11 protein-coding genes are annotated in these 15,157 nt (G+C 41.0%); all 11 read left to right on the top strand.

The window, feature by feature from the left end; genetic code table 11:
* Nucleotides 1-77: 77 nt before the first annotated feature.
* The 11 genes from FFM67_RS04705 to ribF all read left to right on the top strand — a co-directional run bounded on the left by FFM67_RS04705 (nucleotide 78) and on the right by ribF (nucleotide 15,087).
* Complete coding sequence (locus tag FFM67_RS04705; RefSeq protein ID WP_137613442.1) at nucleotides 78-4,421, top strand: PolC-type DNA polymerase III; 4,344 nt, start codon at nucleotides 78-80, stop codon at nucleotides 4,419-4,421.
* 166 nt (nucleotides 4,422-4,587) lie between these two features.
* On the top strand, nucleotides 4,588-5,061 hold the full coding sequence (rimP, locus tag FFM67_RS04700) for a ribosome maturation factor RimP (RefSeq protein WP_137613441.1): 474 nt from the start codon (nucleotides 4,588-4,590) through the stop codon (nucleotides 5,059-5,061).
* A 210-nt stretch (nucleotides 5,062-5,271) separates the two neighbouring features.
* The gene (gene nusA, locus FFM67_RS04695; RefSeq protein ID WP_137613440.1) at nucleotides 5,272-6,459 is read left to right on the top strand and encodes a transcription termination factor NusA; all 1,188 of its coding nucleotides are present in this window, start codon (nucleotides 5,272-5,274) and stop codon (nucleotides 6,457-6,459) included.
* An 18-nt stretch (nucleotides 6,460-6,477) separates the two neighbouring features.
* Nucleotides 6,478-6,774 (top strand): RNase P modulator RnpM, encoded by a 297-nt coding sequence (gene rnpM / locus FFM67_RS04690; RefSeq protein ID WP_071861045.1) that lies wholly within the window; start codon nucleotides 6,478-6,480, stop codon nucleotides 6,772-6,774.
* Complete coding sequence (locus tag FFM67_RS04685; RefSeq protein ID WP_071861024.1) at nucleotides 6,767-7,069, top strand: L7Ae/L30e/S12e/Gadd45 family ribosomal protein; 303 nt, start codon at nucleotides 6,767-6,769, stop codon at nucleotides 7,067-7,069. Before rnpM ends, FFM67_RS04685 begins: the two co-directional genes overlap by 8 nt.
* A gap of 12 nt (nucleotides 7,070-7,081) precedes the next feature.
* The gene (infB, locus tag FFM67_RS04680) at nucleotides 7,082-9,697 is read left to right on the top strand and encodes a translation initiation factor IF-2 (RefSeq protein WP_137613439.1); all 2,616 of its coding nucleotides are present in this window, start codon (nucleotides 7,082-7,084) and stop codon (nucleotides 9,695-9,697) included.
* Between the two features lie 97 nt (nucleotides 9,698-9,794).
* Nucleotides 9,795-10,142, top strand: a complete 348-nt coding sequence (gene rbfA, locus FFM67_RS04675; RefSeq protein WP_071861026.1) for a 30S ribosome-binding factor RbfA — start codon at nucleotides 9,795-9,797, stop codon at nucleotides 10,140-10,142.
* A 546-nt stretch (nucleotides 10,143-10,688) separates the two neighbouring features.
* Complete coding sequence (locus tag FFM67_RS04670) at nucleotides 10,689-10,979, top strand: hypothetical protein (RefSeq protein ID WP_137613438.1); 291 nt, start codon at nucleotides 10,689-10,691, stop codon at nucleotides 10,977-10,979.
* A gap of 4 nt (nucleotides 10,980-10,983) precedes the next feature.
* Nucleotides 10,984-13,059: a cation:proton antiporter gene (locus tag FFM67_RS04665; protein WP_137613437.1), complete on the top strand. Its 2,076-nt coding sequence runs from the start codon at nucleotides 10,984-10,986 to the stop codon at nucleotides 13,057-13,059.
* A gap of 159 nt (nucleotides 13,060-13,218) precedes the next feature.
* Nucleotides 13,219-14,142, top strand: coding sequence for a tRNA pseudouridine(55) synthase TruB (gene truB, locus FFM67_RS04660; RefSeq protein WP_137613436.1), 924 nt, complete (start codon nucleotides 13,219-13,221; stop codon nucleotides 14,140-14,142).
* Nucleotides 14,143-14,145: 3 nt separating this feature from the next.
* Nucleotides 14,146-15,087, top strand: a complete 942-nt coding sequence (ribF, locus tag FFM67_RS04655; RefSeq protein ID WP_137613435.1) for a riboflavin biosynthesis protein RibF — start codon at nucleotides 14,146-14,148, stop codon at nucleotides 15,085-15,087.
* Nucleotides 15,088-15,157: the final 70 nt, after the last annotated feature.

Genomic DNA, 15,157 nt, shown 5'->3' with positions numbered 1-15,157 from the left:
CGGTCCTTTTTCTAATGCAAACATAAAAGAAAACAGTTATACTGAAACATACTTGAAAAAGTGAAGGAGATGTCCATTTGTCTAAAAATCGTGAGTTATTCGAAAACTTATTACGACAAATTGAATTGGCAGATGAAGAGCAACAACACCCAATGATTCAAGCAGCAGAGATCAAAGAAGTTGTTGTTCATGAGAAATCACGGGTCTGGGAATTTTTTATCCAAACACCGGAGATTCTTCCTGCAAAATTATTTTATGCGTTCCACCAAAAATTAATGCTTGCTTTCCAATCCATTGCGCAAGTGAAAGTACATATTATTCCAGAAGACAATCAATTTGTGGAAGAAACTTTACAGAATTATTGGCAGCTTGCTTTAAGTGAACAAGCTTGTGATACGCCGCTAGTCAAACAAGTATTAAGCAAACCTTTGCCAGTGATTCAAGGAAATCGGATCGTTTTATTAATCGACAATGATTCAGTGATTCCGGTCTTGAAGCAGCAATACTTACCTTTAATCGAAGAAAATCTCGTTTCTTTTGGCTTTCCTCATTTACGTATTGATCCTGAAGTGGACAAGGAACAAGCCGACAAAAAATTGCAAGAGTTTGAAGTTCGCAAACAAGCACAGGCACAAGCAATGCAAGAGCAGGCGGCTGCTAGCATCGCGCAGTACGAATCGAAGAAAAAAGAGAAGAAGGAAAGCGCCGCTCATTTTGACGGTCCAATTCAGATGGGACGAAATATTCCCGCTGACGAAGCGATCACGCCGATGGGGAACATTATTGAAGAAGAACGGCGCATCACGATCGAAGGCTTTATTTTCGATAAAGAAGTCCGAGAATTGCGTTCTAAACGAAAAATTTTGATCATCAAGATGACGGACTACACGTCTTCTTTCGTCGTGAAAAAATTCTCCAATGGCGAAAAGGACGAGGCTATTTTTGATGCGATTGAAAATAAAAGCTGGATCCGTGTACGGGGAAGTGTGCAAGAAGATACCTTTATGCGGGATTTAGTCATGAATGCGCAAGATATCCAAGAGGTAAAACATCCAGAACGAAAAGATACAGCGAAAGAAAAGCGTTCTGAATTACACTTGCATACCAACATGAGTACGATGGATGCTATTAACAACGCCAGTGACTTAGTTGCACAAGCTGGAAAATGGGGCCATAAAGCAATTGCGATCACCGATCATGGCGGGGCCCAATCATTTCCTGAAGCTCACGCGGCTGGGAAAAAAGCGGGTGTTAAAATTTTATATGGTGTGGAAGCCAACGTGGTGTCCGACGGTGTACCAATTGCCTATAACGATGCCCATGTGGCCTTGACGGACGCGACTTATGTTGTATTTGACGTGGAAACCACCGGCTTGTCGGCGGTTTATGATACGATCATCGAATTAGCGGCAGTGAAGATGCATAAAGGAAATGTCATTGAGACTTTCGAAGAATTTATTGATCCGGGACATCCTTTATCAGAAACGACGATTAATTTAACCGGGATTACAAATGAAATGGTCCGTGGTTCAAAACCAGAAAAAGAAGTCATGGAATTGTTTGAAAAATTCTGTGAAGATTCGATCCTGGTCGCTCATAATGCGACTTTTGATATTGGCTTCATCAATACGACTTATGTTCGTCACAATATGCCGGAAACACCTAATCCAGTGATCGATACATTGGAGTTAGCTCGCTTTTTATACCCTGAATTCAAACGATTTGGGTTAGGTGTGTTGACGAAAAAATTTGGGATTAATTTGGAACAGCATCACCGTGCGGTTTATGATGCGGAAGCAACGGGTCATCTAGGTTGGCTGTTTGTCAAAGAAGCGATTGAAAAACACGAGATGAATTACCATGATCAATTGAACGATCATGTTGGCGAAGGCGATTCTTATAAACGAGCACGGCCTTTCCATGCAACAATCTTGGCAAAGAATCAAGCGGGCTTGAAGGATTTATTTAAATTAATCTCTATGTCAAATATCAATTATTTCGAGCGGGTGCCACGGATTCCTCGTTCGCAATTAAATAAATTGCGAGAAAATTTATTAGTCGGCTCCGCTTGTTCCCAAGGGGAAATCTTTGAAGCAATGATGCAAAAAGGGGTGGAAGAAGCCAAGAATCGGGCAGCCTTTTACGACTATATCGAAGTCATGCCTAAAGCGGTCTATGCGCCACTAATCGAACAAGAGTTAGTGAAAAATGAAGCAGACTTGGAAGATATCTTGCGGAATCTGATCCAAATTGGAAAAGAGTTGAACAAAACAGTCGTCGCAACTGGCGATGTTCACTATTTGAATAAAGAGGACGCTATTTATCGCAAAATTTTGATCAGCTCGATGGGTGGAGCGAATCCATTGAACCGTCATAGCTTACCGGATGTTCATTTCCGGACAACCGATGAAATGTTGCAGGCCTTTAGTTTCTTAGGTCCTGAGTTGGCCAAAGAAGTTGTTGTTGACGGACCCAATACGATCGTGGATACTTGCGAAGAAATTATTCCGGTTAAAGATGATTTATATACGCCAAAGATCCCTGGTTCTGAGGAAGAAATCAAGGATTTAAGTTATAATCGCGCGCGGGAATTGTATGGTGATCCACTCCCTGATATTATCGAGAAGCGGTTGGAGAAGGAATTGACTTCGATCATCGGAAACGGGTTCTCTGTGATTTATTTAATCGCACAAAAACTGGTGCATAAGAGTAACGCTGACGGTTATTTAGTTGGCTCACGGGGATCAGTAGGGTCCAGTTTTGTTGCGACGATGACAGGGATCACTGAGGTTAATCCTTTGCCGCCTCATTATTATTGCCCAGAGTGTCAATACTCAGAATTTTTCGAGGACGGTTCCTATGGGTCAGGTTTTGATATGCCAGAAAAAGCGTGTCCCAAATGTGGCGCGCGACTAAATAAAGACGGTCATGATATTCCATTTGAGACTTTCTTAGGCTTTCACGGAGATAAGGTTCCCGATATCGATCTGAACTTCTCAGGCGATTATCAAGCAGAAGCGCATAACTATACAAAGGTCTTATTTGGTGAAGAGTATGTCTATCGCGCAGGGACGATTGGTACGGTTGCGGATAAGACGGCTTATGGTTTCGTTAAAGGCTACGAACGTGATCATAATTTGCATTTTCGGAATGCCGAAGTCGATCGTCTAGCAAAAGGTGCGACGGGAGTGAAACGCACGACCGGACAGCACCCAGGGGGGATTATCGTTATTCCCGATTATATGGATGTTTATGACTTTACGCCAATTCAATTTCCAGCCGATGATCAAAATGCGGAATGGAAAACGACCCACTTTGATTTCCACTCGATTCATGACAATGTGTTGAAGCTAGATATTCTGGGACACGATGATCCAACTGTGATTCGAATGTTGCAAGAGTTATCAGGGGTCGATCCTAAAACAATTCCCACCGATGATCCGGAAGTGATGAAAATTTTTGCTGGTCCACAAGTTCTAGGCGTTGAGGCGGATCAAATTTATTCGAAGACTGGGACCTTGGGGATTCCTGAATTTGGAACGCGCTTTGTGCGGGGGATGCTGGAAGAAACAGGACCGACAACCTTTGCGGAATTGCTGCAAATCTCTGGTCTGTCACATGGAACCGATGTTTGGCTAGGCAATGCGGAAGAATTAATCAGTCGTGGCGAAGCCAACTTAGCAGAAGTAATCGGTTGTCGGGATGACATCATGGTTTATTTGATCCATGCGGGACTTGATAGTGGGATGGCCTTCAAAATCATGGAGACCGTACGTAAAGGTCAATGGAATAAAATTGATGACGAGTTACGCGAGACCTATCTGACGGCTATGAAGGAAAATAATGTGCCAGATTGGTACATTGATTCTTGTTCTAAGATCAAATATATGTTTCCGAAAGCCCATGCGGCAGCGTATGTATTGATGGCCTTGCGGGTGGCGTATTTTAAAGTGTATTTCCCAATTCTTTATTACTGTGCGTATTTTTCTGTACGGGCGGATGACTTTGATTTAGTCGCAATGGCGAAAGGCAAAGACGCAGTCAAAGCAGCGATGAAAGCCATCACGGATAAAGGAATGGATGCTTCTACCAAAGAAAAAAATCAATTGACGGTGTTAGAATTATGTAATGAGATGTTGGAACGTGATTTTCACTTTGGCATGATCGATTTGTATAAGTCTGACGCACAAGATTTTGTGATTGATGGGGATACATTGATTGCACCTTTCCGAGCTGTACCCGGACTTGGTTTGAACGTGGCGAAACAAATCGTTGAAGCACGTAAAAACGGAATCTTTTTATCAAAAGAAGATTTGGCCTCACGTGGGAAAGTTTCTAAGACACTGATTGAATATATGGATACTCATGGCGTTTTGAAAGATTTACCTGATGAAAACCAACTTTCATTATTTGATATGTAAAGAAAAAGATAAATTCAAGCTTTAAATGAAAGAAAATTTTGTTGTGAAAATGACACGGTTGAATTTTCAATAGAATTATGCTACTATAATAATGTAATCAAAGACTGATGGTGAGTGAGCGGATTTTTCGCTCACTCTTTTTAATGGATAAAAGGAGGCTGACAGTTTGAGCAGTGTAGTCGAAACAGTGACTGATCTAGTAATGCCAATCTTAGATGAACAACATTTTGAATTAGTGGAAGTTGAGTTTGTCAAAGAAGGGAAAAGTTGGTTTTTAAGAGTGTATATCGATAAAGAAGGCGGCATTGATATTGAAGAATGTGCCTTTGTTAGTGAAAAACTTAGTGATAAGTTGGATGCGATCGATCCTGATCCAATTCCCCAAGCTTATTTCTTAGAGGTTTCTTCTCCAGGGGCGGAACGTCCATTGAAAAAAGAAGAGGACTATCAAAAAGCAATTGGGCAATACATCAACATCTCGCTTTATCAAAATATTGATGGCGAAAAGCAATACCAAGGATTTTTGAAAGAACTGACTGACGATGAATTAACATTGACAGTGAAAATCAAAACACGGACGAAAGAGATGGTTTTCGAACGTAAAAATATCGCCAAAGCCCGTTTTGCGATTGAGTTTTAAAAATCAGCCCTATTTTCTTTAGAAAATAGATTCGTTAATATGAACTAGGATGTCAGTCCAACTTTTAGCAGTTTCGTCTAGCAAGAAATGGATTTAGGTTTATCCAAAAAAAATATGCGATCTGCGTAGTTGGATGATATACGTGGTGAAAATCAACCCTATTTTCTTTAGAAAATGGATTCGTTAATATGAACTAGGAGGAAAGAAAAAATGAGTAAAGAAATGCTGAATGCGTTGGATACTCTCGAAGCAGAAAAAGGTATTTCAAAAGAAATCGTCATCGACGCGTTAGAGGCAGCGCTAGTTTCTGCCTATAAACGTCATTATGGACAATCACAAAATGTTGAAGTGGAATTCAACGAAAAGAAAGGCGATATCCACGTTTACGCTGTGAAAGAAGTAACCGAAGAGGTCATGGATTCACAACTAGAAGTGTCATTGAAAGAAGCGATGGAAATCAATCCAGCTTATGAAATTGGTGATACGATTCGTTTTGAAGTGACACCAAAAGATTTTGGTCGGATTGCTGCACAAACAGCGAAACAAGTAATTTTGCAACGTGTTCGTGAAGCAGAACGCAGCATTATCTATAACGAGTACAGCGCGTATGAAAAAGATATCATGCAAGGCGTTGTTGAGCGTCAAGATAATCGGTATATTTATGTGAACTTAGGCAAGATCGAAGCGGTTCTTTCGAAGCAAGACCAAATGCCTAATGAACATTATCAACCGCATGACCGAATCAAGGTTTACGTCTCTCGTGTTGAAAACACATCAAAAGGCCCACAAGTTTTTGTAAGCCGTAGTCATCCGGATTTATTGCGTCGCTTATTCGAACAAGAAATTCCTGAAGTATATGACGGAATTGTGGAAATTGTAAGCATCGCTAGAGAAGCCGGTGATCGAGCAAAAGTTGCGGTACGTTCAACGGACCCTAATATCGATCCAGTCGGCACTTGTGTCGGACCAAAAGGTCAACGTGTCCAAGCCATCGTCAATGAATTGAAAGGCGAAAACATGGATATCGTTGAGTGGAATGAAGACCCGGCAGTCTTTATCGCAAACTCTTTAAATCCTGCTCAAGTGGAAGATGTCATCTTTGATATTGACAATCCAAAAGTTTGTACGGTAGTCGTCCCCGATTATCAATTATCATTAGCAATTGGTAAACGTGGTCAAAATGCTCGTTTAGCAGCCAAATTAACGGCTCACAAAATCGACATCAAATCTGAATCAGATATGGAAGAATTTTACGCCAATTATGATGAAGCAGAAGTCGAAGAAGTAGAAAACGAAGAACCAACAGTTGAAGCAACAGAAGAAAATTTGGATGAAATTACTCCTGATATGACAGCAGACGACATCGAGAACGTTGCTTTCGATCAAGAGGAAGAGTAATTTATGGGAGGACAGCAAATGAAAAAAAGAAAAATTCCTTTGCGCAAATCGGTTGTTTCCGGTGAAATGTTCCCTAAAAAAGAATTAATTCGGATCGCTAAGTCAAAAGAAGGCGAAGTTTCCATTGATCCTTCAGGTAAGAAGCCTGGGCGAGGTGCTTATATCGCGTTAGAGCCGGCGGAAGTTGAAGAAGCTTGGAAAAAGAAAATCTTAGATCGCAATCTTGGAACAGACTTAAGTGATGAATTTTATCAAGAACTACTCGATTATGTGAAGCACCAAAAAGCCAGAAAAGAGCTCTTTGGCGATGAATAGAGAAAAGGCCTTGAACATGTTAGGCCTTGCAATGCGTGCAGGCAAACTGATTACAGGGGAAGACCTGACAATCAACGAGATTCGCAGAAATAAAGTGAAGCTCGTGATCGTCACAACGGATGCGAGTGAAAACACTCAGAAAAAAGTATCTGATAAAAGCAAGTATTATCAAACGACATGTTTTGTCGAATTTACTCAAGGAGAAATTTTAGGCGCGATTGGCAAACCTCGAAAAGTGATCGGGATTTTAGACCAAGGCTTCGCTAACAAAATCATGACGTTAATAAAAGGTTAGGAAGGTGATTGCATGGGAAAAAAAAGAGTATACGAATTTGCCAAAGAAGTGAACCAATCAAGTAAGGATGTTGTAGAGAAAGCAAATGCTTTAGGAATTGACGTAAAAAATCATATGGGTTCATTGTCTGGGGACGATGAAACAAAATTAAAGCAGGCTTTTACTGACAAATCACAAGCAAATACTCAAGCAAAACCATCAGCTAACCAGCACGAAAAACCAAAATTCCATGGAAAGAGCTCTAAGAACAACCCAAATTTCCAGAATAGAAAAGGAAATAAAGAATTGACACAAACTAATAATCAGAACAACTCAGCGAACGCAAACCGTTCGAACCAAGGACAACAACGTCCACAAAGCAATACAAACAATGCACAACGTACAAACCAAGGACAACAACGTCCACAAGGCAATACAAACAATGCACAACGTACAAACCAAGGACAACAACGTCCACAAAGCAACACAAACAGTGCACAACGTCCAAACCAAGGACAACAACGCCCACAAGGCAATACAAACAATGCACAACGTCCAAACCAAGGACAACAACGTCCACAAGGAAATACAAACAGTGCACAGCGTCCAAATCAAAACCAAGGTCAACGTCCAGCGCAAAACGCTTCAAATACACAACGTTCGAACCAAAGTAGCAACACACAAGGTCAACGTTCAAACCAAAGCAGCGGCGGACAAGGACAAGGCGGCAACCAAAACCGCAATAAAAATAATTATGGCAATCAAAATCGTGGGAACGGCTTCGGTGGCAATCAAAACCGTAATAAGAACCGCTTTAATAAAAAAGGCAAAAAAGGCAAACAGCAACAAAGTAACAAGCCTGCTGTGCCACCACGTAAATTCCGTGAATTGCCTGAAGTATTAGAATATACGGTTGGTATGAATGTGGCGGATATTGCTAAAAAGATCCATCGGGAACCAGCTGAGATCATCAAAAAATTATTTATGATGGGCGTTATGGTCAATCAAAATCAACCATTAGATCAAGATACGATTGAATTATTGGCAACGGATTATGGCATGGAAGCAGAAGAGAAAGTTCAAATTGATATTGCTGATATCGACCGTTTCTTCGATACAGAAGAAGTGAACGAAGACAACTTAGTTTCTCGTCCGCCAGTTGTAACTATCATGGGACACGTCGATCACGGGAAAACAACATTGCTTGATACTTTACGTCATTCACGTGTAACTAGTGGAGAAGCCGGTGGGATTACACAGCATATCGGTGCTTACCAAATCGATATCAATGGCAAACCAATTACGTTCTTAGATACTCCAGGACATGCGGCCTTCACAAGTATGCGGGCCCGTGGTGCAAGTATCACCGATATCACAATCTTAGTTGTCGCAGCCGATGATGGTGTAATGCCGCAAACAATCGAAGCAATCAACCATGCGAAAGCGGCGAAAGTGCCGATCATCGTAGCGGTGAATAAAATCGATAAGCCAGGTGCAAACCCACAACACGTGATGCAAGAATTAAGTGAATACGAATTAATCCCTGAATCATGGGGCGGCGATACGATCTTTGTTGAAATTTCAGCGAAATTCAACCAAAACATTGAGGAACTATTAGAAATGATTCTTTTAGTTGCTGAAGTGGAAGACTTGAAAGCTGATCCAACACAACATGGGATTGGTACAGTCATCGAAGCACGTCTTGATAAAGGCAAAGGACCAGTTGCAACATTGTTAGTACAACAAGGAACGATGAAAGTCGGCGATCCAATCGTTGTCGGAAACACTTATGGTCGCGTTCGTGTTATGACGAATGATATTGGTCGTCGTGAAAAAACGGCTGGCCCAGCAACTCCAGTTGAAATTACTGGGTTGAATGATGTACCGCAAGCGGGCGATCGTTTCGCAACCTTTGATGATGAAAAAACAGCTCGAGCTGCTGGTGAAGAACGTGCAAAACGTGCGTTGTTGGAACACCGAAACTCAAATGCACGTGTAACCTTAGACAACTTGTTTGAATCGCTTAAAGAAGGCGAATTGAAAGAAGTCAATGTTATTATTAAGGCAGACGTTCAAGGTTCTGCAGAAGCATTAGCTGCATCCTTGCAAAAAATCGACGTGGAAGGTGTTCGTGTGAAGATCGTCCATTCAGCTGTTGGTGCAATCAACGAGAGCGATGTAACTTTAGCCGCTGCAAGTAACGCGATTATTATCGGGTTCAACGTCCGTCCTACACCGCAAGCTAAACAACAAGCTTCTGCTGAAGAAGTGGACATTCGCTTGCACCGGATCATTTACAAAGCAATCGAAGAAATCGAAACAGCGATGAAGGGTATGCTTGATCCTGAATACGAAGAAATCATCACTGGTCAAATGACTGTTCGTGAAACGTATAAAGTTTCTAAAGTTGGAACAATCGCTGGTTGTTACGTTAACGAAGGCGTTATCCAACGAGATAGTGGCGTACGGATTATCCGTGACGGTATCGTTATCTACGAAGGCAAGCTAGCTAGCTTGAAACGTTTCAAAGATGATGTGAAAGAAGTTAAAATGGGCTTTGAATGTGGTGCCATGATTGAAAACTTCAATGACATGAAGGTTGATGACGTGATCGAAGCCTTCGTTATGCAAGAAATTAAACAAAAATAATTGGTTCAGCAAAGTAGTTTAGGGTGTGCGATGTTTTACCACATGCCCTAAGCTATGGTGATACCGAATTTATAAGTAAAGACAGGAGGCCATCGTTATGCCAAATTATCGCGATCGTCGTCTAGCACAAGAAATCTTAAAAGAAGTCAATGACATCTTACGTAAGAAAGTTCGCGACCCACGAGTCCAAGATGTGAATATTACTGATGTTCACGTGACTGGCGACTTGCAACAAGCGACGATTTATTACAGCCTATTATCTGATAAAGCTTCGGATAAACAAAAAGCGCAAGAGGGATTGAACAAAGCAACTGGTTTAGTTCGTCGTGAACTAGGCCAAGCGTTGTCGATCTACAAGACGCCCGAATTATTTTTTGAATTAGATGAATCAGTTGAATACGGTTCTAAGATCGATCAAATGATCCGTGATTTAAATAAAGAATAATTTCCTTAGAACCTGAAGCAGACAGCCTCAGGTTCTTTTTGCGAGTTCTGCTTTTGGCAGTATAATTTGTTTGAATAGAATTTATTAATTCAATCAACGAAAACATGCAAACTGTTTAGCAGAATCGTATGCGCACGAGAATGATTTTTCGGTTTTTGAAAAATTTCCTTTAAAGCGAGCTAGCTGTCAGTCGCGCTCTTCACAGTTTATAGAGCCAAAGAGCGTTTTCGTGAGAGACTGAAAAGCTAAACTTAATTTGTATAGCGCGATGATACGTGTGGTGAAGATAAAATTTGTTTTTCGTGGGTTTAGAAAAATAAATACTTTGAATAGAGATAGCTGCGAGTTCTGCTTTTAACAGTATAATAATATGATCGAGGAAAGTTTGTTGAATCTCGCAACAAAGTTATAAAGACAAGTATAAAGTTTGAACCATTTATTTTCCTATTGCTTTGCGCCAATTGCATTATTTGCTAAATCCTGTTAGAGTATTGATGTTTGCAACTAATCCTTTTGCTGGATATTTTTCAAGGAGGCAAGGTCGAAATGACGACTGAATTTGAAGAACGGATGAAGGCTCTCCATAAAGAGTTTGAAAACTTGAGCCCGGAAGAAAGAAAAGCCGTTAAACAAAAAATTAAACGAGTAAATGTTTTAACTGCGCGTAAATTGGAACGCATGAAGCATGAATTATTGCGGATGGAAACCAAACGAGCGCAGCTCTCTTTGGATGATGATCCAGAAGAACTTTCTGAATTGGAAGATCGAATTATTGGTAAGAAACGCGAATTTTTAAAATTATTTTGTAAAGCGAAAGATACTTGTTCTAAGAGGTGATTGAATGGGCTTAATTGAGATCATTATCATTTTAGCCATTGCCATTACCTTATCCAATGTTTTAGCAAAAGTTTTCCCATCTTTTCCGATTTTTATGATTCAAATTATTACCGGAATTATCCTCGGACTAACTGAGGTCGGTAGCTCAATTAATTTTGAACCAGAAGTTTTTCTGGTAATGATTATCGCCCCGCTATTGTTTCGAGAAGGTGAAACTGCCGATATTCCGTCTATATTGAAACACTTTGGTTTAATCTTACTCTTAGCCTTTGGCGGCGTTTTGTTCACGATTTTTGGGTTAGGTTATGTGTTGCACAGTATCTTGCCGGCGATTCCAATCGCGGCTTGTTTAGCTTTTGGAGCTTCTCTTGGGCCGACCGATGCGGTAGCAGTGAGTTCGTTGGCCAAGCGTTTAAATATTCCAGAGTCAGTGATGCACGTATTAGAAGGCGAAGGGTTGATTAACGACGCGACAGGCGTTACAGCTTTCCAGTTTGCGGTAGCGGCCTTATTGACGGGGCAGTTTTCTGCGGCGGATGCCTCGATCTCGTTACTTACATCGAGCCTCATTGGCGCAGTAGTTGGATTTGTTGTTGTCTGGATTAAAAATGAAGCAATTAAAATCATTGAGCGAATTTCGGCACAAGATGTTTCCGCCTATTTATTGATTGAATTGATTCTGCCTTTTGCCGCTTATTTCATCGCAGAAGTCTTCCATGCTTCTGGAATCATCGCCGCTGTAGTTACCGGGGTCTTACAAGCAACCGGCTTCCGCCGTGTGACTCTATTTGACGCTCAGTTATCCAATGTGACTGAAAGCTCTTGGAGTACGATTAGCTTCACATTGAATGGGTTAGTCTTTATTTTCCTAGGAATCGAATTGACACAAGTCTTTTCACCAATTTGGAATAGTCGTAATTATTCGAATATGCACCTCTTTTCAATCGTGTTACTTTTGACATTGTTGTTGTTTGTTCTGCGTTTTCTCTTTGTGAGTGCTTTTTATTTTGTGACACAAGGCTGGAAAAAAAGTCATGCACAATTAAGAGATCGTTTATTATTAACGTTTGGTGGCGTCAAGGGGACAGTCAGTATCGCGACGATTTTCATTTTGCCAACAACGATTAATGGCATGGAGTTTCCTGAGCGATCCTTACTATTATTTATCACCGCCTGTGTCACTTTTTTAACTCTCGTAGTAGGAATGATCGTGCTGCCACTATTGTCAGACGGTGAAGTTGTGCCGCCGACGGATCAGAAGTCGATGCTGATTTTCCGTGAAGTTATTAGTGAATTGTATGATGATATTGAAAATCGGGACCTCAGTGAAAAAGAACGTTTTGCCTTGCAAGCTGTGATCGCGAATTATCAGAATCGAATTCAGTTAGTCTTTAATAACTCCATGCCGGAAAGTGCTCAGCAGGAATTCCAAGAAATTCAAGCATTGATTATTTCAGTAGAGCGAGATGGTTTAGATGAAAGCTTCCGCCGTCATCAAATCAATTCTGGCGCCTATCGGTTATATTCTCGATTTATCTCGAATGTCTCTGAATCAGTCACGAAACAGATGCTTTCTTTACTGAGCTTCTGGTTGATCTTTGTTCGTCGGATCATTCGTGTGATTATGCATCCTAAAATGTTTTGGCAGCGTCGTGAAAAGCGCCGTGAAACGGTGGACAATGAAGACATCACCTCCCTCAGAAAAATCTTCATGCGCAACAGCGAAGCAATTTTAGATAGTTTAGAAAACTTACGAGATGTTTATGATGAAGAATTGATTGATTTTTTTGTTGATGAACGGAAAAATTTAATGCGTCAAGTGAGTAGTCATGGATTATTTGGCACGTATCTCATTCAGCAGGACCCCTTGTACACCAAAGAATTGGTGCGTGGCTATTATTTAGAACGAAAAAAGATTGACGAGTTCGAAGTGAACGGCGATATTTCAAATTATGCGGCTAATAATTATCGTCATCAAGTGAATCAATTAGAATCATATGCGATGCAGCAGCCTGCTGATCCTAGCATTCGCTTTGTTATCAACCGTCAACGTAAGAAAAAAAAGAAATTAAAAGATTAATGCAGACCATCGTCAGATTTGGCGGTGGTTTTTTAGCGACTATTTTTTTAAAATACGTCAAAAGCTTTTCCATTTTATCTGATGAGCCAACGTACCAATTCTTTAAGCAGCTGTGATATAATGGCAACGTTGAGTAAAAATTGAAATGAGGGACAAGCAATGGACGGTATTTTACCGTTATGGAAAGAGCGAGGCATGACTAGTCATGACTGCGTCTTTAAATTAAGAAAAATTTTGCAGACTAAAAAAGTCGGTCATGGCGGCACCTTGGATCCAGATGTGGATGGCGTCTTACCAATCTGCATTGGTAAAGGTACGAAGGTAATCGAATACCTGCAAGATAATGGAAAAATATATGAAGGCGAAATCACCCTTGGATTTTCTACTACTACAGAAGATGCAAGTGGTGAAGTAGTAGATCAGAAAGCCGTAGTGAGCCCTTTGACAGCAGCTGAAATCGACCAAATGATGGCGAGGTTTATCGGAACGATTGTTCAAGTACCGCCGATGTATTCTGCTGTTAAAGTGAATGGCAAGCGCTTATATGAATATGCGCGTGCTGGTGAGACGGTGGAGCGGCCAAAAAGGAAAGCAGAGATTGAGCGTTTTGAACGGATTACGCTACCAATCTATCATGAAGCGACACAAACTCAAAGCTGGCGTTTTCGTGTTGCTTGCGGTAAAGGAACCTACGTCCGTACGTTAGCAGTAGATCTTGGCGCAAAGCTAGGCTATCCAGCTCATATGTCTGATTTGACCCGGCTGGCAAGTGGCGGCTTTGCAGTCGGCCAAGCGGTAACGCTGGCACAAGTTAGTGAGTTAATGGAAAGCGGCCAAATCGAACAGGCGCTGCGTCCCATTGAAGAAGCAATGAGTGCCTTTCCCCGGATCGATTTAAGTGATGATGATTGGCAAAAAGTAAAAAACGGACAGTTGATGCCGCTGAAAAATTTTGGTTTAAAAGAAGATGTTGCAGGCTTGTTGGCTTTTTTCTATCAAGATCAATTAGTCAGTCTGTATGCACGACATCCCGAAAAAAAAGGGCTTTTGAAGCCTAGTAAAGTGATTCGAAACGAGGTATAACAGATGGAAATTGTAAAATTACGTCACCCGTATCAACCAGCAGAAATTCCAGCTGGCGACTGCGTATTGGTTTTAGGTTTTTTTGATGGTGTTCATCGCGGGCATCAGGAAGTGATCAATACGGGCAAGAAAATTGCGCAGGAAAAAAATTTGAAATTAGCAGTGATGACCTTCAATCAGCATCCAGCAGTCGTCTTTCAAAAGGTTCAAAGTACACCAATTAAATATTTATCAACGCTAAAACAAAAAGAAGAACAGATGGCAAAACTGGGCGTTGATCTTTTGTATGAGGTGGCTTTCACCTCAGGATTTGCAGCTTTAGACCCACAAACGTTTGTCGATCAATATATCGTTGGACTGCATGGGAAAGTTGCGGTGTCGGGCTTTGATTATAATTTTGGCAAGGATCAATCAGCGGATGCCAAGTATTTGCCAAAATATGCGAAAGACCGTTTTGAAGTCGTTACAGTGGCGAAAAAAACCGAAAAAAATGAAAAAGAAAAAATCAGTTCTTCCCGAATTCGCCGACTTTTATCTGAAGGCCGTTTAGAAGAAGCAAACCATCTATTAGGCTATATCTATGAAGTCAGTGGCACGGTGATTCATGGGGAAGCACGTGGCAGAACATTGGGCTATCCCACTGCCAATATCCAAGTGCCAGAGGATATGAATTTGCCGAAAGAAGGCGTCTATGTCAATCAAATCAAAGTGGGCGACCAGTGGTATCCAGCAATGGGGTCGATTGGTCATAACGATACTTTTGGACCGAATCGCATGCTGACGGTTGAGATCAATATTTTAGATTTCGATCAAGAAATTTATGGTGAAAAGGTCAAAGTACGTTGGTACCATATGTTGCGTGGACAAGTTGCCTTTGAATCCGTTGACGGCTTAGTGAAACAGTTAGAAATTGACGAACAAGCAACGAGAGATTATTTTAACTAGTATTTCCGTAAACCAGTGGAAGATCATTTCTTTCACTGGTTTTTTTGCAAATCTTTCGGCAAAGGAATAA

The sequence above is a fragment of the Enterococcus viikkiensis genome (genome assembly GCF_005405345.1).
Lineage (GTDB): Bacteria > Bacillota > Bacilli > Lactobacillales > Enterococcaceae > Enterococcus_A > Enterococcus_A viikkiensis.
This window is presented reverse-complemented; position numbering and strand designations above follow the sequence as displayed.

Coding starts and splice junctions, on each gene's coding strand:
- nusA (WP_137613440.1), top strand. CDS start 5,272: ATGAGTAAAGAAATGCTGAATGCGTTGGATACTCTCGAAGCAGAAAAA.
- rnpM (WP_071861045.1), top strand. CDS start 6,478: ATGAAAAAAAGAAAAATTCCTTTGCGCAAATCGGTTGTTTCCGGTGAA.
- FFM67_RS04685 (WP_071861024.1), top strand. CDS start 6,767: ATGAATAGAGAAAAGGCCTTGAACATGTTAGGCCTTGCAATGCGTGCA.
- infB (WP_137613439.1), top strand. CDS start 7,082: ATGGGAAAAAAAAGAGTATACGAATTTGCCAAAGAAGTGAACCAATCA.
- rbfA (WP_071861026.1), top strand. CDS start 9,795: ATGCCAAATTATCGCGATCGTCGTCTAGCACAAGAAATCTTAAAAGAA.
- FFM67_RS04670 (WP_137613438.1), top strand. CDS start 10,689: ATGACGACTGAATTTGAAGAACGGATGAAGGCTCTCCATAAAGAGTTT.
- FFM67_RS04665 (WP_137613437.1), top strand. CDS start 10,984: ATGGGCTTAATTGAGATCATTATCATTTTAGCCATTGCCATTACCTTA.
- truB (WP_137613436.1), top strand. CDS start 13,219: ATGGACGGTATTTTACCGTTATGGAAAGAGCGAGGCATGACTAGTCAT.
- ribF (WP_137613435.1), top strand. CDS start 14,146: ATGGAAATTGTAAAATTACGTCACCCGTATCAACCAGCAGAAATTCCA.